General features: G+C 53.4%; 19 protein-coding genes, 2 tRNA genes and 3 other RNA genes. 14 read left to right on the forward strand and 10 right to left on the reverse strand.

From position 1 onward, the window contains the following. The first annotated feature begins 301 nt into the window (after positions 1 to 301). Genes hemA through kdsA form a run of 6 tightly spaced genes read left to right on the forward strand, consistent with a single transcriptional unit; the run spans position 302 to position 5605 of the window. Entirely contained in the window at positions 302 to 1558 is a 1257-nt protein-coding gene (gene hemA / locus EOS98_RS10340; RefSeq protein WP_000173208.1) for a glutamyl-tRNA reductase, read from the forward strand. Between the two features lie 40 nt (positions 1559 to 1598). Next, positions 1599 to 2681 carry a peptide chain release factor 1 gene (gene prfA / locus EOS98_RS10345; protein ID WP_000804708.1) on the forward strand — a complete coding sequence of 361 codons (1083 nt, stop codon included), beginning with the start codon at positions 1599 to 1601 and terminating at the stop codon, positions 2679 to 2681. After that, positions 2681 to 3514 (forward strand): peptide chain release factor N(5)-glutamine methyltransferase, encoded by an 834-nt coding sequence (prmC, locus tag EOS98_RS10350; RefSeq protein WP_126524030.1) that lies wholly within the window; start codon positions 2681 to 2683, stop codon positions 3512 to 3514. Before prfA ends, prmC begins: the two co-directional genes overlap by 1 nt. Continuing rightward, entirely contained in the window at positions 3511 to 3900 is a 390-nt protein-coding gene (gene sirB2 / locus EOS98_RS10355; RefSeq protein ID WP_000150667.1) for an invasion regulator SirB2, read from the forward strand. Before prmC ends, sirB2 begins: the two co-directional genes overlap by 4 nt. 3 nt (positions 3901 to 3903) lie before the next feature. Beyond that, a complete protein-coding gene (gene sirB1 / locus EOS98_RS10360; RefSeq protein ID WP_001257065.1) occupies positions 3904 to 4713 on the forward strand; it encodes an invasion regulator SirB1 in 810 nt (269 codons plus the stop codon). A gap of 37 nt (positions 4714 to 4750) precedes the next feature. Beyond that, positions 4751 to 5605, forward strand: coding sequence for a 3-deoxy-8-phosphooctulonate synthase (kdsA, locus tag EOS98_RS10365; RefSeq protein ID WP_000811046.1), 855 nt, complete (start codon positions 4751 to 4753; stop codon positions 5603 to 5605). A gap of 53 nt (positions 5606 to 5658) precedes the next feature. On the opposite strand, the gene chaA is transcribed toward kdsA, so the two are convergent. Further along, positions 5659 to 6759 (reverse strand): sodium-potassium/proton antiporter ChaA, encoded by a 1101-nt coding sequence (chaA, locus tag EOS98_RS10370; protein WP_000148418.1) that lies wholly within the window; start codon positions 6757 to 6759, stop codon positions 5659 to 5661. 266 nt (positions 6760 to 7025) lie between these two features. On the opposite strand from chaA, the gene chaB reads away from it, so the two are divergent. After that, positions 7026 to 7256, forward strand: a complete 231-nt coding sequence (gene chaB, locus EOS98_RS10375; RefSeq protein WP_001146392.1) for a putative cation transport regulator ChaB — start codon at positions 7026 to 7028, stop codon at positions 7254 to 7256. 79 nt (positions 7257 to 7335) lie between these two features. Here chaB and EOS98_RS10380 read toward each other — a convergent pair whose 3' ends face one another. Next, entirely contained in the window at positions 7336 to 7689 is a 354-nt protein-coding gene (locus EOS98_RS10380) for a DsrE/DsrF/TusD sulfur relay family protein (RefSeq protein ID WP_001179794.1), read from the reverse strand. 176 nt (positions 7690 to 7865) lie between these two features. On the opposite strand from EOS98_RS10380, the gene EOS98_RS10385 reads away from it, so the two are divergent. Further along, complete coding sequence (locus EOS98_RS10385) at positions 7866 to 9290, forward strand: YchO/YchP family invasin (RefSeq protein WP_126524031.1); 1425 nt, start codon at positions 7866 to 7868, stop codon at positions 9288 to 9290. On the opposite strand, the gene narL is transcribed toward EOS98_RS10385, so the two are convergent. Both narL and narX read right to left on the reverse strand, forming a co-directional pair. Further along, complete coding sequence (gene narL / locus EOS98_RS10390; RefSeq protein ID WP_001064598.1) at positions 9291 to 9941, reverse strand: two-component system response regulator NarL; 651 nt, start codon at positions 9939 to 9941, stop codon at positions 9291 to 9293. Then, positions 9934 to 11730, reverse strand: a complete 1797-nt coding sequence (narX, locus tag EOS98_RS10395) for a nitrate/nitrite two-component system sensor histidine kinase NarX (RefSeq protein WP_000476244.1) — start codon at positions 11728 to 11730, stop codon at positions 9934 to 9936. The genes narL and narX overlap by 8 nt, the downstream gene beginning before the upstream one ends. A 340-nt stretch (positions 11731 to 12070) precedes the next feature. On the opposite strand from narX, the gene narK reads away from it, so the two are divergent. From narK to EOS98_RS10435, 6 genes are all read left to right on the forward strand, one after another. Continuing rightward, positions 12071 to 13468: a nitrate transporter NarK gene (gene narK, locus EOS98_RS10405; RefSeq protein WP_000019848.1), complete on the forward strand. Its 1398-nt coding sequence runs from the start codon at positions 12071 to 12073 to the stop codon at positions 13466 to 13468. A gap of 387 nt (positions 13469 to 13855) precedes the next feature. Beyond that, positions 13856 to 17599 carry a nitrate reductase subunit alpha gene (locus EOS98_RS10410; protein WP_000032883.1) on the forward strand — a complete coding sequence of 1248 codons (3744 nt, stop codon included), beginning with the start codon at positions 13856 to 13858 and terminating at the stop codon, positions 17597 to 17599. Beyond that, complete coding sequence (gene narH / locus EOS98_RS10415) at positions 17596 to 19131, forward strand: nitrate reductase subunit beta (RefSeq protein WP_000702629.1); 1536 nt, start codon at positions 17596 to 17598, stop codon at positions 19129 to 19131. Before EOS98_RS10410 ends, narH begins: the two co-directional genes overlap by 4 nt. Further along, positions 19128 to 19838 carry a nitrate reductase molybdenum cofactor assembly chaperone gene (gene narJ / locus EOS98_RS10420; RefSeq protein WP_000571667.1) on the forward strand — a complete coding sequence of 237 codons (711 nt, stop codon included), beginning with the start codon at positions 19128 to 19130 and terminating at the stop codon, positions 19836 to 19838. The genes narH and narJ overlap by 4 nt, the downstream gene beginning before the upstream one ends. Next, positions 19838 to 20515 carry a respiratory nitrate reductase subunit gamma gene (narI, locus tag EOS98_RS10425; protein ID WP_126524032.1) on the forward strand — a complete coding sequence of 226 codons (678 nt, stop codon included), beginning with the start codon at positions 19838 to 19840 and terminating at the stop codon, positions 20513 to 20515. Before narJ ends, narI begins: the two co-directional genes overlap by 1 nt. A 241-nt stretch (positions 20516 to 20756) precedes the next feature. Next, entirely contained in the window at positions 20757 to 22286 is a 1530-nt protein-coding gene (locus EOS98_RS10435; RefSeq protein ID WP_001212717.1) for a tetratricopeptide repeat protein, read from the forward strand. Positions 22287 to 22388: 102 nt separating this feature from the next. Here the strand turns inward: EOS98_RS10435 and EOS98_RS10440 are convergent. From EOS98_RS10440 to purU, 6 genes are all read right to left on the reverse strand, one after another. Beyond that, positions 22389 to 22520: non-coding RNA, RtT sRNA (locus EOS98_RS10440), on the reverse strand. A gap of 44 nt (positions 22521 to 22564) precedes the next feature. Next, positions 22565 to 22695: non-coding RNA, RtT sRNA (locus EOS98_RS10445), on the reverse strand. 43 nt (positions 22696 to 22738) lie between these two features. Then, positions 22739 to 22823 (reverse strand) — tRNA-Tyr (locus EOS98_RS10450). 34 nt (positions 22824 to 22857) lie between these two features. Next, a non-coding RNA gene (locus EOS98_RS10455) (RtT sRNA) lies at positions 22858 to 22989 on the reverse strand. A gap of 44 nt (positions 22990 to 23033) precedes the next feature. Beyond that, a tRNA-Tyr gene (locus EOS98_RS10460) sits at positions 23034 to 23118 on the reverse strand. Between the two features lie 158 nt (positions 23119 to 23276). Continuing rightward, on the reverse strand, positions 23277 to 24119 hold the full coding sequence (purU, locus tag EOS98_RS10465) for a formyltetrahydrofolate deformylase (RefSeq protein ID WP_001191156.1): 843 nt from the start codon (positions 24117 to 24119) through the stop codon (positions 23277 to 23279). Positions 24120 to 24123: the final 4 nt, after the last annotated feature.

The raw sequence follows: 24123 nt of genomic DNA on the forward strand, positions 1-24123 counted from the left end.
TCCTTGTGATACGGTGCAATAATTGCCTGATGGCGTTACGCTTATCAGGCCTGAAAACTGAACCTGCAGGCTGTAAAAACGTTCGCGCCGCGATTCGGCAAATTTTTGCTATCGGTTACAGTTATAGCCTTTAATGCTAGCGCCGCCTGGTGACATCGTCTACTTTCAAGTTGTCTTAAATCATCAAATTAGCGAGCGCTGCCAATTACTCCAAAAGGGGGCTCTCTCTTTTATTGACCACGCGCATCCTGTATGATGCAAGCAGACTAACCATATCAACGCTGGTACTACTCCCGCAGACATGACCCTTTTAGCGCTCGGTATTAACCATAAAACGGCACCTGTATCGCTGCGAGAACGCGTAACGTTTTCGCCGGACACGCTTGATCAGGCGCTGGACAGTCTGCTTGCGCAGCCAATGGTGCAGGGTGGGGTCGTGCTGTCAACCTGTAACCGTACAGAGCTGTATTTGAGCGTGGAAGAGCAGGATAACCTGCAGGAAGCGCTGATCCGCTGGTTATGCGATTACCATAACCTGAACGAGGACGATCTGCGTAACAGTCTGTACTGGCATCAGGACAATGACGCCGTCAGCCACCTGATGCGCGTCGCCAGCGGTCTGGATTCACTGGTGCTGGGCGAACCGCAAATCCTCGGTCAGGTGAAAAAAGCGTTTGCGGATTCGCAAAAAGGCCACCTTAACGCCAGCGCGCTGGAGCGAATGTTTCAGAAGTCGTTTTCCGTCGCCAAGCGAGTGCGGACTGAAACCGATATCGGCGCCAGCGCCGTCTCCGTCGCGTTTGCCGCCTGTACGCTCGCCCGCCAAATCTTTGAATCGCTGTCCACGGTTACTGTACTGTTAGTTGGCGCGGGCGAAACCATTGAACTGGTGGCGCGTCACCTGCGCGAGCATAAAGTACAAAAGATGATTATCGCCAACCGAACCCGCGAGCGCGCGCAAGCCCTGGCGGATGAAGTAGGCGCTGAGGTTATCTCGCTCAGCGATATCGACGCCCGTTTGCAGGATGCCGATATTATCATCAGTTCGACCGCCAGCCCGCTGCCGATTATCGGTAAAGGTATGGTGGAGCGCGCATTAAAAAGCCGTCGCAACCAGCCGATGCTGCTGGTGGATATCGCCGTACCGCGCGACGTTGAGCCGGAAGTCGGCAAACTGGCGAACGCTTATCTTTATAGCGTCGATGATTTACAGAGCATCATTTCGCATAATCTGGCGCAGCGTCAGGCTGCGGCGGTGGAAGCGGAAACGATTGTTGAGCAGGAAGCCAGCGAGTTTATGGCCTGGCTACGCGCCCAGGGGGCCAGCGAGACCATTCGGGAATACCGTAGTCAGTCGGAGCAGATTCGTGACGAACTGACTACCAAAGCGCTGTCGGCCCTTCAACAGGGCGGCGATGCGCAAGCCATCTTGCAGGATCTGGCATGGAAACTGACCAACCGCCTGATTCATGCGCCAACGAAATCACTTCAACAGGCTGCCCGTGACGGGGATGACGAACGCCTGAATATTCTGCGCGACAGCCTCGGGCTGGAGTAGCAGCACACACCACACTTTTTTACAGGGTGAATTTACGCCTATGAAGCCTTCTATCGTTGCCAAACTGGAAGCCCTGCACGAACGCCATGAGGAAGTTCAGGCGTTGCTGGGCGATGCGGGAATTATCGCCGACCAGGACCGCTTTCGCGCATTGTCGCGCGAATATGCGCAATTAAGCGACGTTTCTCGCTGTTTTACGGACTGGCAACAGGTTCAGGACGATATCGAGACGGCTCAGATGATGCTCGACGATCCTGAAATGCGGGAAATGGCGCAGGAAGAACTGCGCGAAGCGAAAGAAAAAAGCGAACAACTGGAGCAACAGTTACAGGTACTGCTGCTGCCGAAAGATCCGGACGATGAACGAAACGCGTTCCTTGAGGTTCGCGCCGGCACCGGCGGCGACGAAGCCGCGCTGTTTGCCGGCGATCTGTTCCGCATGTACAGCCGTTATGCCGAATCGCGCCGCTGGCGCGTGGAGATCATGAGCATGAGTGAAGGCGAGCATGGCGGTTATAAAGAGATCATCGCCAAAATCAGCGGCGACGGCGTGTATGGCCGACTGAAATTTGAGTCCGGCGGACACCGCGTACAGCGTGTTCCGGCGACCGAGTCGCAGGGGCGTATCCATACCTCCGCCTGTACCGTCGCCGTGATGCCGGAGCTGCCGGAAGCCGAGCTGCCGGATATTAACCCGGCGGATCTGCGCATTGATACGTTTCGTTCTTCCGGCGCGGGCGGTCAGCACGTTAACACCACCGACTCCGCTATCCGAATTACCCACTTGCCGACCGGCATCGTGGTGGAATGCCAGGACGAGCGTTCGCAGCATAAAAACAAAGCGAAAGCGCTCTCGGTGCTCGGGGCGCGCATTCACGCCGCCGAAACGGCAAAACGCCAGCAGGCCGAGGCGTCAACGCGCCGCAACCTGCTTGGCAGCGGCGATCGCAGCGATCGTAACCGGACCTATAATTTCCCGCAGGGGCGCGTGACCGATCATCGTATTAATCTGACGTTATATCGCCTTGATGAAACGATGGAAGGTAAGCTGGATATGCTGATTGAGCCGATTGTTCAGGAACACCAGGCTGACCTGTTAGCCGCCTTATCCGAGCAGGAATAATGGATTTTCAGCACTGGCTGCATGAGGCGGTAAACCAGCTCCGGGACAGCGACAGCCCCCGGCGCGACGCCGAGATCCTGCTAGAGTACGTTACGGGCAAGGGGCGGACGTATATCATGGCCTTTGGCGAAACGCCGCTTACCGACGTCCAGCAACAACAGCTCGCGGACCTGCTGCAGCGGCGTAAACAGGGCGAACCTATTGCGTACCTGACGGGCTTACGCGAATTCTGGTCGCTGCCGCTCTTCGTTTCTCCCGCCACGCTAATCCCGCGCCCGGATACCGAATGTCTGGTTGAACAGGCGTTGGCGCGATTGCCGGTAAAAACCTGTCGTATTCTGGATTTAGGCACCGGAACCGGCGCGATTGCGCTGGCGCTGGCCTGCGAGCGACCGGATTGCGAGGTGACTGCGGTCGATCGTATGCCTGATGCGGTTGCGCTGGCGATACGCAACGCGGAACATTTGGCTATCCGGAATGTGCGTATACTGCAAAGTTGTTGGTTCAGCGCGCTATCGGGGCAGCAGTTCGACATGATTGTCAGCAATCCGCCCTACATTGACGCGCAGGACCCGCACCTTAGCGAAGGCGATGTACGCTTTGAACCGAGCTCGGCGTTGGTGGCGGACGAAAACGGTATGGCGGATCTTACGCATATTATCGATAACGCCCGCCAGATGTTAACGCCCGGCGGCTTCCTGCTGCTGGAACACGGTTGGCAGCAGGGCGAAGCGGTAAGAGCGGTTTTCAGGCGGTCTGGTTACACGGATGTAGAAACGTGTCGTGATTATGGCGGTAATGAACGCGTGACCTGCGGACGTTTTACGCCATGACAATTGCAATGTTGCTCACGCTTCATCTTATCTGTGTTGCGCTCTCCGTCAGTTTGTTTGTCGCTCGTTACTGGTGGCGCTATTGCGGCCATGCGTTGGCCGCCGCGCGCTGGACACGAATCGTGCCTCCCGTCATAGATACCCTGTTACTGCTTAGCGGTATTGGGTTAATCGTTAAAACGCACATCCTGCCATTCACGGAGTCGGGCTCATGGCTGACTGAAAAACTGTTTGGCGTTATCATCTACATCGTTTTGGGTTTTATTGCGCTTGATTATCGTCAGGCGCGCAGCCAGCAGGCGCGTTTTATCGCTTTCCCGCTGGCGCTGGTGGTGCTGTACATCATCATTAAACTCGCCACCACAAAAATACCGTTACTGGGGTAAGTCATGAGGTCGTTAGCTGATTTCGAATTTAACAATGCGCCGCTGTGTGATGGCATGATCCTGGCATCAGAGATGATTCGCCTGGATTTTCCCACGCAGTTTGTCTACGACGAACTGGAACGTCTGGTCAGTCTGGCGCAGGAAGAAATTAGCCAGCTCCTGTCTCAGGATGAGCAACTGGAAAAATTGCTGGCACTTTTTTACGGCGAGTGGGGGTTCACGGATTCCCGCGGCGTCTACCGTCTTTCTGATGCTTTATGGCTCGATAAAGTCCTGAAAAAACGCCAGGGGAGCGCGGTATCGTTGGGCGCTATTTTATTATGGATAGCAAACCGTCTTGATTTGCCGTTGGTGCCCGTTATCTTCCCAACGCAGTTGATTTTGCGTATTGAATCGCTGGAAGGGGAAATGTGGCTGATTAACCCATTCAACGGTGAAACGCTTGATGAACATACTCTGGAAGTCTGGTTAAAAGGCAATATTAGTCCGGTCGCCGAGTTGTTTAACGAAGATTTGGACGAGGCGGATAACGCCGAAGTGATTCGTAAGCTACTGGATACGCTGAAATCCTCGCTGATGGAGGAACGGCAAATGGAGCTGGCGCTGCGCGTTAGCGAAGCATTGTTGCAATTTAACCCGGAAGATCCTTACGAAATCCGTGACCGCGGGTTGATCTACGCGCAGCTTGAGTGTGAACACGTTGCGCTGACTGATTTAAGCTACTTCGTTGAACAGTGTCCGGAAGACCCGATCAGCGAAATGATTCGTGCGCAGATCAACACCATTGCGCACAAGCAAATTGTTCTACATTAATTAACCGACATTTTACCTATAAGTGTAAGGCGATCCTATGAAACAAAAAGTGGTTAACATTGGCGACATTAAGGTGGCAAATGACCTGCCGTTTGTGCTGTTTGGCGGTATGAACGTGCTGGAGTCACGCGATCTGGCAATGCGCATTTGTGAGCACTACGTAACCGTTACCCAGAAGCTGGGTATTCCTTACGTGTTCAAGGCCTCTTTTGATAAAGCCAACCGTTCCTCTATTCACTCTTACCGTGGGCCGGGTCTGGAAGAAGGGATGAAAATCTTCCAGGAACTCAAACAGACATTTGGCGTAAAAGTGATCACTGACGTCCATGAAGCCAGCCAGGCGCAGCCTGTGGCTGATGTGGTTGACGTGATTCAGCTCCCGGCGTTTCTGGCGCGCCAGACCGACCTGGTGGAAGCGATGGCGAAAACCGGCGCTGTGATTAACGTGAAAAAGCCGCAGTTCGTAAGCCCGGGTCAGATGGGCAATATCGTGGATAAGTTCCATGAGGGCGGTAACGATAAGGTGATTCTGTGCGACCGCGGCGCGAACTTCGGTTATGACAACCTGGTGGTGGATATGCTGGGCTTTAGCGTGATGAAAAAGGTCTCCGGCAACTCGCCGGTGATTTTCGATGTTACCCATGCGCTGCAATGCCGCGACCCATTTGGCGCCGCCTCTGGCGGTCGTCGAGGCCAGGTGACCGAGCTGGCGCGCGCCGGTATGGCTGTCGGTCTGGCGGGCCTGTTCCTGGAGTCGCATCCGGACCCGGCTAACGCGAAGTGCGACGGTCCTTCCGCGCTGCCGCTGGCGAAACTGGAGCAGTTCCTGACCCAGATAAAAGCGATTGATGATTTGGTGAAAAGCTTCGACGAGCTGGATACCGAGAACTGATTGCGGTTTTTAGCTTGTGTAGGCCGGATAAAATACTATCCGGCTTTTTTATATCAGGCAAAAATCGTCATCAGATAGGCGGCAAATAAAGCCAGATGCGCCGCGCCGTTTAGCACGTTGGTGCGTCCGGTAGAGAACGAAATATGGCACAGCACTAACGAGGCCACCATCACTACCATTTCCGGCGCGCCTAAACCAAACACCAGATCATTACCTGTCGCCCAGGCGATGAGCGTGACGACCGGCACGGTTAATGAAATCGTCGCCAACACCGATCCGAAGAACAGATTCATTGCCCGCTGAACCTGATTATTCAGTACCGCCTTCAGCGCGCCCAGTCCTTCCGGCGAGAGAATTAACAACGCGACCAGGAAACCGGTAAAGGCGACCGGGGCGTTCATGCTGGTCAGCAACGCCTCCAGCGGGCTGGCATTCATTTTGGTAACGGCAATGACCGCAATTAAATGAATGAGTAACCAGACCGTATGCCAGCCGCTACTGTGCGCGGAGGGTTTACCGTGGTGTGGATTGTCATCATCGCCTTCATCTTCATGTTCATAGATAAATAAGCTCTGGTGCGTTTTGGTTTGAATCAACAAAAATACGCCGTACATCGCGGCGGAAATTAACGCGACCAATAATGCCTGACCGGTAGAGAAATTGGCTTGCGGCAATGCCATTGGAAAAACCAGCACAATAATCGCCAGCGGAAACAGCGCGATAAGATACTGCTTAATCCCGAATAAATTCATATATTGCGTTGCGAATTTACGCCCGCCCAACAACAACGAGAAACCGACCAGTCCCCCGGTGACAATCATAATAATAGAGTAGAGCGTATCGCGCATAAGCGTTGGCGCAGCATCGCCGGTAGCCATCAGCGCTGAAATTAAACTCACCTCAAGAATAACGACGGACAGGCTTAAAATAAGCGATCCATAGGGTTCGCCGAGTCGATGCGCTAATACATCGGCATGACGGACCACGCTAAACGCGCTGCTTAAAATACCAATAAGTGCAAGGATATTGATGCCAATAACCACTGGTAGTGACTGGCTGCTTCCCCAAAGGAACAGCACTACCAGCGCAAGAACCGGGAAAATAAGCGAAGTCTCCTTATGGCGGGTTTTCACCGCCTCACAGGCATGTGTCATGAGGGTCTCCCTTGTGCAGGTGTTAATATTTTGGAAAGAGTAAAGAAGGTAAAAATAGCAGAAATTTGTATTTTTTTAGTGGTTTTTTACGTAGTTTTACGGCGTAGACGATTTTTTTCTTTCAAGGTCAGTAAAACAAGCATCTTGTTTTAACAGTGTTTAAATAACAAAAAGTTAATTTCCGTAAAAAGCAAAAATCCTCCTCGACTGGCGTAATAACGCATTGTTTACCACACTTAATGTTTTCCCTAAAGACGGAGGCGCTGATGCCGTATAAAGCCAAAAGTGATTTACCCGATAATGTGCGGAATGTTCTTCCAGCCCATGCCCAGGACATTTACAAAGAAGCGTTTAATAGCGCCTGGGAGCAATATAAAGATAAAGCCGATCGTCGTGATGACGCCAGTCGCGAGGAAACCGCACACAAAGTCGCCTGGGCGGCGGTTAAAAACGATTATGAAAAAGGCGAGGATGATAAATGGCATAAGAAAAAATAAACGCGGTATTACTCACGCGTTAGCCTGATTTTCTTGCCGGAAGTCTATCCTGACGCGGGAGCTTTTCCCGCGTACAGATTCAAAATGTCAGCACTTTGTCCGCCGCCAGCGTCCATTGCGCCAGCTCGACCAGCGTTCCGATTTCCACACCGTCAATCAGCGGCAGGGGAGTGATACCACGCCCGTCCGCACAGGTTTTGCATAATTTTACCGGTACGTTTTGCGCGGTCAGAATTTCCAGCATTTGCTGAATATTGTAGCCTTCGGCTGGTTTTTGACCGCGTAACCCTGCGGTTACGGCATCTGACATCAAAAACAGGCGTAAATCGAGATGGCTTTCCTGCTCGCGCAGCGCAATGGCCAGACGCAGGCTATTAAATAATGATTCGCTGCCGTAGGCGGCGCCGTTAGCGATAATGACGATATTTTGCATGGATAACCCTTCTCCTTGAGAAATTTTGTCGGCAATGGCGTTATGTTACCTCGGGAACCGGGTACCGCCAAATGCGTGGAGAAAATCCCGGGACGCTCTGCGGAAAAAATAAGGATATTCCTGGAAGCACGAGAAAAGGCTGCAAAACCTGTCCGGACACGTTATGGTTTACTCTGATGCCATTCCTCTTATCTTTTGTTGTAGAAGTTGCCGACACGTTGAGCCGTATTGTTTTTCGTTCATTCTCACTCTCGCTTCTCTTGCTGGCTGCCAGCGGTACGATCCGTGCGCAGGCGCAAGATCCTTTCACGCAAAACCGTCTGCCGGATTTAGGCATGATGCCGGAATCCCACGAAGGGGAAAAGCATTTTGCCGAGATGGCCAAAGCGTTTGGCGAAGCCAGCATGAAAAATAACGATCTGGATACCGGTGAACAGGCGCGGCAATTCGCTTTCGGACAGGTACGCGATGTGGTCAGCGAGCAGGTTAACCAGCAGCTTGAAAGCTGGCTATCAGCCTGGGGCAGCGCCAGCGTGGATATTAACGTCGATAACGAAGGTCATTTTAACGGCAGTCGCGGAAGGTGGTTTATCCCTTTACAGGATAAACAGCGCTATCTGACCTGGAGCCAGCTTGGTCTTACGCAACAGACTGACGGACTGGTAAGCAACATTGGCGTAGGACAGCGCTGGGCGCAGGATGGCTGGCTTCTTGGCTATAATACCTTTTACGATAATCTGCTGGATGAAAATCTACAGCGCGCCGGCTTTGGCGCGGAGGCGTGGGGCGAATATTTGCGTTTATCCGCCAACTATTATCAGCCTTTTGCCGACTGGCAGACGCATACGGCGACCTTAGAACAGCGAATGGCGCGCGGATATGATATCAACGCGCAAATGCGGCTGCCGTTTTACCAGCATATCAATACCAGCGTTAGTCTGGAGCAGTACTTTGGCGATAGCGTGGATCTGTTTGACTCCGGAACGGGGTATCACAATCCTGTCGCGTTAAAACTGGGTCTCAACTATACGCCAGTACCTTTGCTTACCATGACCGCCCAGCACAAACAGGGTGAGAGCGGGGTCAGTCAGAATAACCTGGGGCTGACGCTTAACTACCGCTTCGGCGTGCCGCTCAAAAAGCAGCTTGCCGCCAGTGAAGTGGCGCAAAGCCAGTCATTACGCGGTAGCCGCTATGATACGCCGCAACGTAACTCGCTGCCGACAATGGAGTATCGGCAGCGTAAAACGTTAACGGTTTTTCTGGCGACGCCGCCCTGGGATCTTACGCCTGGTGAGACGGTTGCGTTAAAATTGCAGGTGCGCAGCGTGCACGGTATTCGTCATTTGAGCTGGCAGGGCGATACACAGGCCTTAAGTTTGACGGCAGGAACGGACACCCGCAGTACCGAGGGCTGGACAATCATTATGCCGGCCTGGGATCACCGCGAAGGCGCGGCAAATCGCTGGCGTTTATCGGTGGTAGTTGAGGATGAAAAAGGTCAGCGTGTCTCTTCCAATGAGATCACGCTCGCGCTGACTGAACCGTTTATCACGATGCCGGACGATAATCCGCATTGGCAACCGTTCCAGGAGCAATAATTAAAAGATGCGTTCCTGATGCACCCAGACGGCGGCCTCCACGCGCGATTTCAGCTTCATTTTCTTGAGCATATGTTTCACGTGCACTTTGACCGTACTTTCGGTGATATCCAGACGCCGGGCAATCATCTTATTCGGCAATCCCTGCGCGATGAGCTTCAGAATATCGCGCTCACGCGGGGTGAGTTGCGTTACATCGCGATCGGTGGTGGCGCGGTTGGCCCGCAGGCTGGCCGCCAGTACCGGCGTTAACGCTTCACTTAATACCATTTCGCCGGCGGCGGCCTGTTGTAACGCTTTGAGCAAGTCCTCCGGCTCCATGTCTTTCAACAGATAACCATCCGCGCCGCGCTTTAGCGCCGTGACGACATCTTCTTCATGGTTGGATACGCTGAAAACGACAATACGTCCTGACAGCGCTTTTTCGCGTAATTTATCCAGCGTTTCGAGACCATTCATTCCCGGCATATTCAAATCAAGGAGGATCAGATCGGGATCGAGCGATTCCGCCAGGTCAATACCCTGCTCACCGTTGCTGGCTTCTCCGACCACGCTGATATCGGGCGCCATACTCACAAGCTGCTTTACACCCGTGCGTAGCATCGGATGGTCGTCAATTAACAGGATGGTTGCCGGTTCCTGATTATTCATGGGTATCTCCCTGGGTTTCTGTGAAGTTTGTTTCTGGAATAAAAGTAACAGTGACCTCTGTTCCGCCAGTCTCGCGTCGGCGTACCTGGCAATCGCCGCGCAAACTTTGCGCCCGATCGCGCATGATGATCATGCCGTAGTGATTACTGCGTTCGGCGTTTTCCGGGACGCCGCAGCCATTGTCCTGCACTTTTAGTTTGACCTGTTTGCCACATTGCGTCACTGTCACCACCACATCGTCGGCATGAGAGTGTTTAAGGGCGTTGCTGAGGGCTTCCCTGGCAATTTGCAACAGGTGTATCGCCTGGTGTGAAGGCACCAGGCGGGGGGGAAGCTGATAATCCAGTTTTACCGTAAAGCCAAACCGGGCGCTGAACTCCTGGCAGCTTGCTTCCAGCGCCGGACGTAGCCCGGGTTCCGTCAACTGTAACCGGAAAGTGGTTAACAGTTCGCGTAGTTGCGCCCAGGAGCAGTTTAGCTCATTGCGAATTTGGCTGAGTAACTCACGGCTGCTTTCCGGTAACACGTCGCCCTGCATTTGCAGGCAGCTCACCTGCATCTTCATACAAGAGAGCGACTGGGCAATAGAATCATGCAGTTCGCGGGCAATGGTGGCACGCTCTTCCATGACAATCAACTGCTGCTGGCGCTCCTGATGCCTGTCGAGCGCCAGAGTCGCGGTAAGCTGTTCAACCAGCGTGTCCACCAACTGTTGCTGATCGTGGCTGAGATGGCGTCCATAGGGCAGCGTCGCCAGCAAAATACCGTATTGGGTGTGAGAGTCGGTGAGCCGCCATTTTAAGGTGGTACCGCCGTTAATCATCGGCAGGGCGCTACGTGGGCAAAGGTGGCAGCCTTTATCATCGCAACTGATGTCCGACTGACAGGTAAATTCCTGGTGATTATCTTCATCTTCCAGGTCATAGACTCGCAGCTCAATATCATGCAACTGGGTTAAATTTTGCAGGCCATTCAGTACCGGTGAAAGACGCTCACATAGCGGAGCCTGTGAATGCAGTCGGCGGTTGGCTTGCCACAAAAACGAGAGAATCTGGTTTTTATGTTCCAGACCGGCTGTTTTTTCCTGTACGCGCTGTTCCAGTACCGCATAACTTTCGGCCAGTTCTTCAGACATATTATTGAGCGCAGAACCCAACGCGGCCATCTCATTGCGTCCACTGATATTGGCACGTTGGGTAAAGTCGCGCTGACTGACGGCGCGCGCCATTGATAATAACTGTTTCCAGGGCTGCAAAAGGCGAACACGTAGCCAGATAATCGTAAATACCAGCAATAGCGCCATAAAGATCGCCATTACCCGGTGAACTAATACCACGCGTTCGATACGCAATTCAGTAGTATGGTCGAACGACGTCACCAGGCGATCCAGGCCCGCCACAAAGCGCGTGACATCTTCTGCGACCGCGTGCGCGTTTTGCGCGTGCTGTAGTCCTGGCGAGAGTTCGTTATGCCAGTAATCCTGCAACGCTTTAAGCTGCTTTTGCTGCCCGTCTCGCTCAGCGGCGCGGGTCAGTTCCGGGCTGAATGCCGTTTGCTCCATCTCATCCAGCAGCTTTTGATCTTTAGCATCCAGCGGGACAGCGGCCAGTAGTCGATAGCTTTGCATACGCAATGAGCCCGCTTTATTAATCGCATGAGCGCTACCCTGCACGCCCTGAACCAGCCAGCCGGAAACCGCCATCCCCGCCACGCCGATAGCGGTAGAGAGCATGACAATCAGCGCCAGTTGGTTAACCAGCGTAAGAGGAGAGAAACACCGTTTAAACATGTTACCTTCTTTTTTCGGGGTAATGTCGCCGAAAAAACGTAGCAAAAAAGAGGGGCGTCAATCGGCTGTGCCGCTATTCTCAACGATACAGCGGAGTATACCCATACCTATAACGAGTTACTCCTTAATTGCCGCCGTAGAGAGGTATCTGCGACGGGAAGGAGTAGACAGACACAGCATGGTGAAAAACCACAGCTTTTTTACCAAAATAGCCTACTCATTAAGGGTAATAACTATTTTTAGTCGCCGGTGATGACGACTTTTCCTTTGATTTATATCAACTTACCTTCGGCAGTAAACCCTAATGTGGCAGACATCAAATCAAGAATCAGAGGTGTCTATGAGTCACTCATCCGCCCCGGAAAGGGCAACTGGCGCTGTTATCACGGAATGGCGTCCGGAAGATCCGGCGTTCTGGCAGCAGCGCGGCCATCGTGTCGCCAGCCGTAATTTGTGGATTTCTGTCCCGTGTTTACTGCTGGCGTTTTGCGTCTGGATGCTATTCAGCGCAGTGGCGGTGAACCTGCCGAAAGTGGGATTTAATTTTACGACCGATCAGCTCTTTATGTTGACTGCGCTGCCATCTGTTTCCGGCGCGCTGCTACGGGTGCCTTACTCCTTTATGGTGCCGCTATTTGGCGGACGTCGCTGGACAGCGTTCAGTACCGGTATCCTCATCGTGCCTTGCGTATGGTTAGGCTTTGCCGTTCAGGATACCAGTACGCCATTTAGCACTTTCATTATTATTTCCTTGCTGTGTGGTTTTGCCGGCGCGAACTTTGCCTCCAGTATGGCGAACATCAGCTTTTTCTTTCCTAAACAAAAGCAGGGCGGCGCGCTGGGTCTGAACGGTGGTCTGGGCAATATGGGCGTGAGCGTGATGCAGCTGGTTGCGCCGCTGGTGGTTTCGCTCTCTATCTTTGCCGCCTTTGGCAGCCACGGTGTAGAGCAGCCGGACGGTTCTCAGCTCTATCTGGCGAACGCAGCCTGGATTTGGGTGCCTTTCCTGGCCATTTTTACGCTGGCGGCGTGGTTCGGCATGAACGAACTGGCGACGTCTAAGGCCTCGCTAAAAGAGCAACTGCCGGTGCTCAAACGTGGTCATCTGTGGATCATGAGTCTGCTGTATCTGGCGACCTTCGGATCGTTTATCGGTTTCTCCGCGGGGTTCGCGATGCTGTCTAAAACGCAATTCCCGGATGTGCAGATCCTGCATTATGCGTTTTTCGGTCCGTTTATCGGCGCGCTGGCGCGTTCGGCAGGCGGCGCAATTTCTGACCGTCTGGGGGGGACCCGCGTCACGCTTATCAACTTTGTCCTGATGGCGATTTTCAGCGGTCTGCTGTTCCTGACATTACCTACTGGCGGCGTTGGCGGTAGCTTTATCGCGTTCTACGGGGTATTTCTGGCGCTGTTCCTGACGGCGGGGCTGGGGAGTGGTTCTACCTTCCAGATGATCTCCGTTATCTTCCGTAAACTGACGATGGACCGGGTTAAAGCGGAAGGCGGGTCGGACGAAAGAGCCATGCGTGAAGCGGCGACCGATACGGCGGCGGCGCTGGGCTTTATTTCCGCGATTGGCGCGATTGGCGGCTTTTTTATTCCGAAAGCGTTTGGTTCATCTTTAGCATTAACCGGTTCGCCAGTCGGCGCGATGAAGGTCTTTCTTATTTTCTATATCGCCTGCGTCGTTATTACCTGGGCGGTATATGGACGTCATTCTAAAAATAAAAAGTAACTTTTGATTATCCTTTGCGCGGCGTTAGACCGCGCTTTTTTTTACCCGCATTTAGTTACAACATACTTATAGTCAAAAAAAGAGGCGCGACAGGGCTGACCACGCACATCTTTATCGGTCATCCAGGGGGATACCCCTTAATACCCACTTGTTGAAAATTTAACATTCATGTCGTGCGTAAATTTAATTTTATGCAATTAAATCAGTAATATATATAAATAAAACTCCTCCTCCAAAAGGAGTATGCAGGAGGTTTGCGCGCCATTTGCATCCCTGCCCGCCTTGATCGTTATCAATTCTCACGCCCATTCAGCGCGTTACCTTCGCCCTTAGTTAAGCAATGTCGATTTATCAGAGAGCCGTAAGGTTCCACACAGGAGAAACCCGATGAGTAAATTCCTGGACCGGTTTCGCTACTTCAAGCAGAAGGGCGAAACCTTTGCCGATGGGCACGGCCAGCTTCTCGAAACAAACCGGGACTGGGAGGACGGATACCGCCAACGTTGGCAGCATGACAAAATTGTGCGCTCAACCCATGGGGTGAACTGCACCGGTTCTTGTAGCTGGAAAATTTATGTCAAAAATGGTCTGGTGACCTGGGAAACACAGCAAACCGATTACCCGCGCACCCGTCCTGATATGCCAAACCATGAACCTCGCGGCTGCCCGCGCGGGGCAAGTTACTCCTGGTATCTCTACAGCGCTAACCGACTGAAATATCCGCTGATGCGCAAACGTCTGATGAAGATGTGGCGCGAGGCGAAAAAACTGCATCGCGATCCGGTAGAGGCATGGGCCTCCATCATTGAAGATGCCGATAAAGCCAAAAGCTTCAAACAGGCGCGTGGTCGTGGCGGCTTTGTTCGCTCCTCATGGCAGGAAGTGAACGAGCTGATCGCCGCTTCCAACGTGTACACCGTGAAAACCTATGGCCCTGACCGCGTCGCGGGCTTCTCACCCATTCCGGCGATGTCGATGGTCTCCTACGCTTCCGGCGCACGTTATCTTTCGCTGATTGGCGGTACCTGCCTGAGCTTCTACGACTGGTACTGCGACCTGCCGCCAGCCTCCCCGCAAACCTGGGGCGAGCAGACCGACGTGCCGGAATCCGCTGACTGGTACAATTCCAGCTATATTATCGCCTGGGGCTCTAACGTGCCGCAAACCCGTACGCCGGATGCCCACTTCTTTACCGAAGTACGTTACAAAGGCACTAAAACCGTCGCGGTGACGCCGGACTATGCCGAAATCGCCAAACTGTGCGATCTGTGGCTGGCACCGAAGCAGGGGACCGATGCGGCGATGGCGCTGGCGATGGGCCACGTCATGCTGCGCGAATTCCACCTCGACAACCCGCGCCAGTACTTCACCGATTATGTCCGTCGCTATACCGACATGCCAATGCTGGTGATGCTTGAAGAGCGTGATGGTTATTATGCCGCAGGTCGTATGCTGCGCGCTGCCGATCTCGTTGATTCGCTGGGGCAGGAAAATAACCCGGAATGGAAAACCGTCGCCATTAACAGCAACGGTGAAATGGTGGCGCCAAACGGTTCAATTGGTTTCCGCTGGGGCGAAAAAGGCAAATGGAACCTCGAACAGCGCGACGGGACTACCGGTGCAGAAACTGAATTGCAGCTCAGCTTGCTGGGCAGCCAGGATGAGATTGCTGACGTGGGCTTCCCGTATTTCGGCGGCGAGGGTTCAGAGTACTTTAATCATGTGGCGCTGGATAACGTCCTGCTGCATAAACTGCCGGCAAAACGTCTGCAACTGGCCGATGGTTCTTCAGCGTTAGTCACCACCGTGTATGACCTGACCATGGCGAACTATGGTCTGGAACGCGGACTGAACGATGAAAATTGTGCCGCCAGTTATGATGATACCAAAGCGTATACGCCAGCATGGGCCGAGCAGATCACCGGCGTGCCGCGGGCGCAGATCATCCGTATCGCACGGGAGTTCGCCGATAACGCGGACAAAACGCACGGGCGTTCAATGATTATCGTTGGCGCCGGTCTGAACCACTGGTATCACCTCGATATGAACTATCGCGGGCTGATCAATATGTTAGTGTTCTGTGGTTGCGTTGGTCAGAGCGGCGGCGGTTGGGCGCACTACGTCGGCCAGGAAAAACTGCGTCCGCAGACCGGCTGGCAGCCGCTGGCGTTTGCCCTTGACTGGCAGCGTCCGGCGCGTCACATGAATAGCACCTCTTACTTCTATAACCACTCCAGCCAGTGGCGCTACGAGACGGTGACCGCCGAGGAATTATTGTCGCCGATGGCGGACAAATCCCGCTATAGCGGTCATCTGATTGACTTCAATGTGCGCGCCGAGCGTATGGGCTGGTTGCCGTCGGCACCGCAGTTAGGCACTAACCCGCTGTACATTGCGCGTGAAGCGGAAAAAGCCGGTATGACGCCGGTAGACTATACCGTCAAATCCCTGAAAGAGGGTTCGATTCGCTTTGCCGCCGAGCAGCCGGAAAACGGTAAAAACCACCCGCGTAACCTGTTCATCTGGCGTTCAAACCTGCTTGGGTCTTCCGGTAAGGGCCATGAGTACATGCTGAAATATCTGCTGGGTACTGAGCATGGTATTCAGGGGCTGGATCTGGGTAAACAGGGCGGTGTGAAGCCGGAAGAAGTGGAGTGGCGTGACAATGGTCTGGACGGCAAACTGGATCTGGTGGTGACGCTGGACTTCCGCCTGTCGAGCACCTGCCTGTACTCCGATATCGTACTGCCGACCGCCACCTGGTATGAAAAAGACGATATGAATACCTCGGATATGCATCCGTTTATTCATCCGCTGTCTGCCGCCGTAGATCCGGCCTGGGAATCGAAAAGCGACTGGGAAATCTACAAAGGCATTGCGAAGAAATTCTCCGAAGTCTGTGTAGGCCACCTGGGTAAAGAGACTGACGTCGTGACGCTGCCGATCCAGCACGATTCTGCCGCTGAACTGGCGCAGCCGCTGGACGTGAAAGACTGGAAAAAAGGCGAATGCGATCTGATTCCAGGGAAAACCGCGCCGCACATCATGACCGTCGAGCGCGATTACCCGGCGACTTACGAACGCTTTACCTCTATCGGCCCGCTGATGGAGAAAATCGGCAACGGCGGGAAAGGGATTGCCTGGAACACGCAAAGCGAAATGGACTTGCTGCGTAAGCTTAATTACACCAAAGCGGACGGTCCGGCGAAAGGCCAGCCGATGCTCAACACGGCGATTGACGCGGCAGAGATGATCCTGACGTTAGCGCCGGAAACCAACGGTCAGGTGGCGGTGAAAGCCTGGGCGGCGCTGAGCGAGTTTACCGGTCGCGACCATACGCATCTGGCAACCAATAAAGAAGAAGAGAAAATCCGCTTCCGCGATATTCAGGCCCAGCCGCGCAAAATTATCTCCAGCCCGACCTGGTCTGGTCTGGAAGATGAGCATGTTTCTTATAACGCCGGTTATACCAACGTTCACGAGCTGATCCCGTGGCGTACGCTGTCTGGTCGCCAACAGTTGTATCAGGATCACCAGTGGATGCGCGACTTCGGCGAAAGTCTGCTGGTGTATCGCCCACCGATCGACACCCGCTCGGTGAAAGCGGTGATGGGGCGTAAATCCAACGGTAATCCGGAGAAGGCGCTCAACTTCCTGACGCCGCACCAGAAATGGGGTATCCACTCGACCTACAGCGATAACCTGTTGATGCTGACCTTGTCGCGTGGCGGCCCGATTGTATGGATGAGCGAAACCGACGCCAAAGAGCTGGGCATTGAAGATAACGATTGGATCGAAGTCTTCAACAGCAACGGCGCATTGACCGCACGCGCAGTGGTCAGCCAGCGTGTACCGGCGGGTATGACCATGATGTACCACGCGCAGGAACGTATCGTAAACCTGCCGGGGTCGGAAATTACCCAGCAGCGCGGCGGTATTCATAACTCGGTGACGCGCATTACGCCGAAACCGACCCATATGATCGGCGGCTATGCGCAGTTAGCCTACGGCTTTAACTACTACGGTACCGTCGGCTCCAACCGCGATGAGTTTGTGGTGGTACGTAAGATGAAGAACATTAACTGGTTGGATGGCGAAGGCAATGACCAGGTACAGGAGAGCGTAAAATGAAAATTCGTTCACAAGTCGGCATGGTGCTGAATCTCGATAAGTGCATCGGCTGTCATACCTGTTCAGTCACCTGTAAAAACGTCTGGACCAGTCGCGAAGGTATGGAATACGCGTGGTTCAACAACGTAGAAAGTAAGCCTGGCGTTGGTTTTCCGAATGACTGGGAAAATCAGGAAAAATGGAAAGGCGGCTGGATCCGCAAAATCAACGGCAAACTACAGCCGCGCATGGGCAACCGGGCGCTGCTGCTGGGTAAAATCTTCGCTAACCCGCATCTGCCGGGCATCGACGACTACTACGAGCCGTTTGATTACGACTACCAGAACCTGCATACCGCGCCGGAAAGCAAACATCAGCCGATCGCGCGTCCACGCTCGCTGATTACCGGGCAGCGGATGGACAAAATTACCAGCGGGCCAAACTGGGAAGAGATTCTGGGCGGCGAGTTCGAAAAACGCGCCAAAGATCAGAATTTCGAAAACATGCAGAAGGCGATGTACGGCCAGTTCGAAAACACCTTCATGATGTACCTGCCGCGCCTGTGCGAGCACTGTCTCAACCCGGCGTGCGTGGCGACCTGCCCGAGCGGCGCGATTTATAAGCGTGAAGAAGATGGCATCGTGCTGATCGACCAGGACAAGTGCCGCGGCTGGCGGATGTGCATCACCGGTTGCCCGTACAAGAAAATTTACTTCAACTGGAAGAGCGGCAAGTCCGAGAAGTGCATCTTCTGCTACCCGCGTATCGAAGCTGGTCAGCCGACCGTTTGCTCCGAAACCTGCGTGGGCCGTATCCGTTATCTCGGCGTACTGCTGTATGACGCAGATGCCATTGAAAGCGCCGCCAGTACGGAAAACGAAAAAGATCTGTACCAGCGTCAACTGGACGTGTTCCTCGATCCGAACGATCCGGCTGTCATTGAGCAGGCGCTGAAGGACGGCGTGCCGCAGAGCGTGATCGATGCGGCGCAACAATCGCCAGTGTACAAAATGGCGATGGACTGGAAGCTGGCGCTGCCGCTGCATCCGGAATACCGCACGCTGCCGATGGTCTGGTACGTGCCGCCTTTGTCACCGATTCAGTCTGCCGCCGACGCGGGTGAACTGGGCAGCAACGGTATTCTGCCGGATGTAGACAGTCTGCGTATCCCGGTGCAGTACCTGGCGAACCTGTTGACCGCTGGCGACACTCAGCCGGTACTGTTGGCGCTGAAACGGATGCTGGCGATGCGTCACTACAAACGTGCGGAAACCGTAGACGGTAAAGTGGATACCCGCGCGCTGGAAGAGGTGGGTTTAAGCGAAGCCCAGGCGCAGGAAATGTATCGTTACCTGGCAATTGCTAATTATGAAGATCGCTTTGTGGTGCCGAGCAGCCATCGTGAACTGGCGCGTGACGCATTCCCGGAGAAAAGCGGTTGTGGCTTTACCTTCGGCGATGGTTGCCACGGGTCTGATACCAAATTCAATCTGTTCAACAGCCGCCGCATCGACGCTGTTGATGTGACCAGCAAAACGGAGCCGCACGCATGATTGAACTCGTCATTGTTTCGCGTCTGCTCGAGTACCCGGATGCTGCCCTGTGGCAGCATCAGCAGGAGTTGTTCGATGCGCTCGCGTCATCTGAGAACCTGGATAAAGAGGATGCCCAGACTCTGGGCGTTTTCCTGCGCGATTTAACCGCGCAGGACCTGCTGGATGTACAGGCCGCTTATAGCGAACTGTTTGACCGTGGTCGCGCCACATCGCTGCTGCTGTTTGAACATGTACACGGGGAATCCCGCGATCGCGGTCAGGCGATGGTTGACCTGATGGCACAGTATGAGCAGCACGGTTTGCAGCTCGACAGTCGCGAACTTCCCGATCATCTGCCGCTGTATCTGGAATACCTTGCGCAATTGCCGAAAAGCGAAGCGTTAGGGGGGTTACAGGATATCGCGCCGATTCTGGCGCTGCTCAGCGCACGTTTGCAACAGCGTGACAGCCGTTATGCGGTGCTGTTCGATCTGCTGTTAAAACTGGCGAATACCGTTATCGACAGCGACAAAGTGGCTGAAAAAATTGCGAATGAAGCACGTGATGATACCCCGCAGGCGTTGGATGCGGTCTGGGAAGAAGAGCAGGTGAAATTCTTCGCCGATCAAGGGTGTGGCGAGTCGGAAATCTCCGCTCACCAGCGTCGTTTTGCCGGGGCCGTGGCACCGCAATATCTGAATATCACCACCGGAGGACAGCACTAATGCACTTCCTGAATATGTTCTTCTTTGATATCTACCCGTACATTGCCGGATCGGTATTTCTGATCGGTAGCTGGTTACGTTACGACTACGGTCAGTACACCTGGCGGGCGGCTTCCAGTCAGATGCTGGATCGCACAGGAATGAACCTGGCGTCAAACCTGTTCCACATTGGGATTCTGGGTATTTTCGCCGGTCACTTCCTGGGCATGTTAACGCCGCACTGGATGTATGAAGCTTTTCTGCCGGTCGACGTGAAGCAGAAGATGGCGATGATTGCCGGCGGCGCCTGCGGCGTGCTGACGCTGGTTGGCGGTATTTTACTGCTCAAGCGTCGTCTGTTTAGCCCACGTGTCCGCGCCACCACTACCGGCGCAGATATTTTGATTCTCTCGCTGCTGGTGATTCAGTGCGCGCTGGGCCTGCTGACCATTCCGTTCTCCGCCCAGCATATGGACGGGAGTGAAATGATGAAGCTGGTCGGGTGGGCGCAGTCAGTTGTGACCTTCCACGGTGGCGCATCCGCACATCTGGACGGTGTGGCCTTTATCTTCCGTATGCACCTGGTACTGGGGATGACGCTGTTCCTGCTATTCCCATTCTCGCGCCTGGTGCATATCTGGAGCGTGCCGGTCGAGTATCTGACCCGCAAATACCAGATTGTACGTGCGCGTCACTGATTTGCTCTCGATGCCCTAAACTCCGCTTCGGCGGAGTTTTTTTATGGCTATTTGCCGGAGTGCGGCATAAATGCCTTATCGACCGCCGCCTTGTTTCGTTTACAGCGGATTTGCCATGTCTGGCATCTGAATCCGGACTCTTTGTTTCTGAGTTTATTCAGCATCTGTGCGAGTTTTTTGTAAGCAGAAAAAGGATGATGCAGCATATAATCACGCCATAAACGACAATAAGGATAGTTGTATGCGTTTTTCATCAATTTTCAAAATAATAATATTAAATATATTTATTTCAAAAATGGCTCACGCTGCTGTCTGCGAGGAGCGCTATCCCCCCGACTCGGAAGAATGCCAGTACGTTCAGGAATTAGAGCAAAAAGCGGAACAAGGAGATGAAAGCGCGCAGTTCTCGCTTGGAAGCTGGTATGCGGAGGGGCGATATGTTAAGCCTGATTATAAACTAGCCATAAAATGGCTGGAGAAAGCGGGTAAACAAGGTTCTGATTTTTCCTATTTCATCCTTGGCTATCATTACAACTATGGTGAAAATTTTCCACTTAGTCGACAAAAAGCGCTGGAGTGGTATCGCAAGGCGGCAGAGCTAGGGGATAGTAGTACGCAAGAAATCCTCGGTGACGCCTATATGTATGGCGATGGGTTTCCCCAAAATACCCAGCTAGCGCTGGAGTGGTATCGAAAAGCCGCCTCTCCAACCAATGATGCGGGCGTTGTCCGCGGCCAGGGTTCAGCTTCGTCAGCACAATTTAAGCTTGGGGTAATGTACGCCCACGGTCAGGGCGTCCCTCAGGATTATCAGCAAACGGCGATCTTGATGCGTAAAGCGGCGGAAAATATGTACTACCCCGCGCAACTTTATCTCGGCGTTGCCTATTTTTATGGTGAAGGCGTGCCTCAGGATTATCGTCAGGCAGTTTACTGGCTTAATGAAGGTATACCAAGCAGCTATACGCCAGGCCACATTCCGCTGAATGCGCTCTATGATAAAGCGCATCCCGCTGACCGGGTTCACTCTCAGACGTGGTATCGAAAAACAGCGCAACGCGTGATGGCAAAGGTACAGTACAATTTTGGCGTATGGTATTACAACGGTTATCACTTATTGAAAGATCACAACCTGGCGCTGGAGTGGTATCGCAGAGCCGCAGCGCAAGGATTGGCCGAGGCGCAGGATGCGATCGGCGTGATGTTTATGCAGGGTGAGGGCGTTTCTCAGGACTACCAACAGGCGCTGGCGTGGTATCGCAAAGCCGCACGCCAGGGACTGCCTGCTGCGCAAACGCATCTGGGCATCATGTCTGCTTTTGGTCGCGGCGTCGCGCAAAGCGACAGACAGGCTATCGCATGGTATCGAAAAGCAGCAAAACAGGATTTTGCGAAAGCGCAATATCAGCTTGGCGTAGCATATAGCACGGGAAGAGGCGTGCCTGAAAATAGCCGGAATGCGCTGAAGTGGTACCTCAAAGCGGCAGAGCAGGGGTTTACTCCGGCACAATCAGCGCTTGGGGAAATTTATGCTCATGGGCGCCAGGGTGTGCCTAAAGATAATAAGCAGGCCTATATTTGGTATTACATGGCAAGTATATATACGGAAAAATCTAAGGATGATTGTTCAGCGCTCATTGCCGAAAGAAACCGACTCAAGGGAACGCTCACCCCAGATCAACTTAGCGAGACATATGCCGCCTTTGATCTCATCAGGCGAAAAATCAACCAATCAAAGGAGGCGAAAAAGATTGCCAGGAAGAAGTATTGATAAGATAGCCAATAAGCCATGGCGCCATGGAGTGAAGTCTGCCTGTGGGGTAAGGATATGGGGCAGTGCTGATTGATTTGAAATTGGTGCTTTATGAAGTCATGGTGGTGGGGGAAGGATGACTCAGCGCTGCGCGCTTCGCCCTTCGGGTCGTTGCCTGCGGCAACGCTTTCTCGCTTTCGCTCGAATCGAACCTTAGTCGAAGCTTCTCATCCTTCCCCGTACGGAGAGATATGAGACAGTGTGCTTAACGGGGATAAGATACGCGACGGAAGTGATGGTGGTGGGGGAAGGATGACTCAGCGCTGCGCGCTTCGCCCTTCGGGTCGTTGCCTGTGGCAACGCTTTCTCGCTGCGCTCGAATCGAACCTTAGTCGAAGCTTCTCATCCTTCCCGTACAGAGAGATATAAGGCACTGTGCTTAGCGGGGATAAGATACGCGACGGGAGTGATGGTGGTGGGGGAAGGATTCGAACCTTCGAAGTCGATGACGGCAGATTTACAGTCTGCTCCCTTTGGCCGCTCGGGAACCCCACCAGGGGTAATTCAAATTGTAGGTAAAGCTTGAAGATGGTGGTGGGGGAAGGATTATTCGTCGCTTCGCTCCTCACCCTACGGGCCGTTGCCGTTGGCAACGTTCTCTCGCTTTCGCTCGAGTCGAACCTTAATCGAAGGTTCTCACCCTTCCCCGACAAGTGCAAACATCTGCATTGCTCATCGAGTTAACTACATCGATGTAGTGAATAATGGTGGTGGGGGAAGGATTCGAACCTTCGAAGTCGATGACGGCAGATTTACAGTCTGCTCCCTTTGGCCGCTCGGGAACCCCACCACGGGGTAATGCTTAATACTGGCCCGCTTCCTTTTGGGAAGCGGGGCGCATCATATCAAATGACACGCCGCTGTAAAGCATTCCTTTGCCTGAAATGAACTGTTTGCGTACTTTTCATCCGTAACGGATTAAAGCTAATCAATTCATATTACGGACGATTAAAGAATAATCGTCCGATTGCCGTAAACAAAGACCCGCTGCGCCAGAACCTGATACAGCGCGCGGCTTAATACGTTTTTCTCAACGTCGCGCCCGGCACGCATCATATCTTCTGCGGTGTAGGTGTGATCGACGTGAATCACGTCCTGCATAATGATTGGGCCTTCATCCAGATTATCATTCACATAGTGCGCGGTAGCGCCGATGATTTTCACGCCGCGCTCATAGGCCTGATGATAAGGACGCGCGCCGATAAACGCCGGCAGGAATGAGTGGTGGATATTGATAATTTTGTTCGGGAAGCGCGCCACAAAACCTGGCGTCAAAACACGCATATACTTGGCCAGCACCACATAGTCCGGTTGATGGGCATCAATGGCGTCCGCCATCTTCGTGTCATGCTCTTCACGCGTTAATCCCTCATGGCTGACCAGTTCGAAAGGGATCTCAAAACGTTCAACCAGCGAGCGTAACGTTTCATGGTTGCCAATGACCGCGGCGATTTCAACATCCAGCCCGCCATAGTTGGCTTTCATCAGCAGGTCGCCCAGACAATGCGCCTCTTTGGTAACCAGAATCACTACCCGACGGCGTCCGGCGGGATTGAGTTCACGAACAGAGCCTTCCGGTAAGGCGCTGTCCAGATCGGCCAGAAGAGTGGAATCATTGAAGATGCCTTCCAGCTCGGTCCGCATAAAAAAGCGACCGGTGCGATGGTCCACAAATTCATTGTTTTGCACAATATTAAGCTCGTGCTTATAGCAAATGTTGGTAATCCGCGCGATAAGGCCTTTTTGATCGGGACAAATAGTACGCAGAACTTTACGTTGTAGTGATTGCATTGCC

The organism is Salmonella sp. SSDFZ69, assembly GCF_004010755.1.
GTDB lineage: Bacteria > Pseudomonadota > Gammaproteobacteria > Enterobacterales > Enterobacteriaceae > Salmonella > Salmonella enterica.

Coding starts and splice junctions, on each gene's coding strand:
- sirB1 (WP_001257065.1), top strand. CDS start 3,904: ATGAGGTCGTTAGCTGATTTCGAATTTAACAATGCGCCGCTGTGTGAT.
- chaB (WP_001146392.1), top strand. CDS start 7,026: ATGCCGTATAAAGCCAAAAGTGATTTACCCGATAATGTGCGGAATGTT.
- narK (WP_000019848.1), top strand. CDS start 12,071: ATGAGTCACTCATCCGCCCCGGAAAGGGCAACTGGCGCTGTTATCACG.
- chaA (WP_000148418.1), bottom strand. CDS start 6,759: ATGACACATGCCTGTGAGGCGGTGAAAACCCGCCATAAGGAGACTTCG.
- prmC (WP_126524030.1), top strand. CDS start 2,681: ATGGATTTTCAGCACTGGCTGCATGAGGCGGTAAACCAGCTCCGGGAC.
- prfA (WP_000804708.1), top strand. CDS start 1,599: ATGAAGCCTTCTATCGTTGCCAAACTGGAAGCCCTGCACGAACGCCAT.
- EOS98_RS10435 (WP_001212717.1), top strand. CDS start 20,757: ATGCGTTTTTCATCAATTTTCAAAATAATAATATTAAATATATTTATT.
- narJ (WP_000571667.1), top strand. CDS start 19,128: ATGATTGAACTCGTCATTGTTTCGCGTCTGCTCGAGTACCCGGATGCT.
- EOS98_RS10385 (WP_126524031.1), top strand. CDS start 7,866: ATGCCATTCCTCTTATCTTTTGTTGTAGAAGTTGCCGACACGTTGAGC.
- narX (WP_000476244.1), bottom strand. CDS start 11,730: ATGTTTAAACGGTGTTTCTCTCCTCTTACGCTGGTTAACCAACTGGCG.
- narH (WP_000702629.1), top strand. CDS start 17,596: ATGAAAATTCGTTCACAAGTCGGCATGGTGCTGAATCTCGATAAGTGC.
- purU (WP_001191156.1), bottom strand. CDS start 24,119: ATGCAATCACTACAACGTAAAGTTCTGCGTACTATTTGTCCCGATCAA.
- sirB2 (WP_000150667.1), top strand. CDS start 3,511: ATGACAATTGCAATGTTGCTCACGCTTCATCTTATCTGTGTTGCGCTC.
- hemA (WP_000173208.1), top strand. CDS start 302: ATGACCCTTTTAGCGCTCGGTATTAACCATAAAACGGCACCTGTATCG.
- kdsA (WP_000811046.1), top strand. CDS start 4,751: ATGAAACAAAAAGTGGTTAACATTGGCGACATTAAGGTGGCAAATGAC.
- narI (WP_126524032.1), top strand. CDS start 19,838: ATGCACTTCCTGAATATGTTCTTCTTTGATATCTACCCGTACATTGCC.
- EOS98_RS10410 (WP_000032883.1), top strand. CDS start 13,856: ATGAGTAAATTCCTGGACCGGTTTCGCTACTTCAAGCAGAAGGGCGAA.
- EOS98_RS10380 (WP_001179794.1), bottom strand. CDS start 7,689: ATGCAAAATATCGTCATTATCGCTAACGGCGCCGCCTACGGCAGCGAA.
- narL (WP_001064598.1), bottom strand. CDS start 9,941: ATGAATAATCAGGAACCGGCAACCATCCTGTTAATTGACGACCATCCG.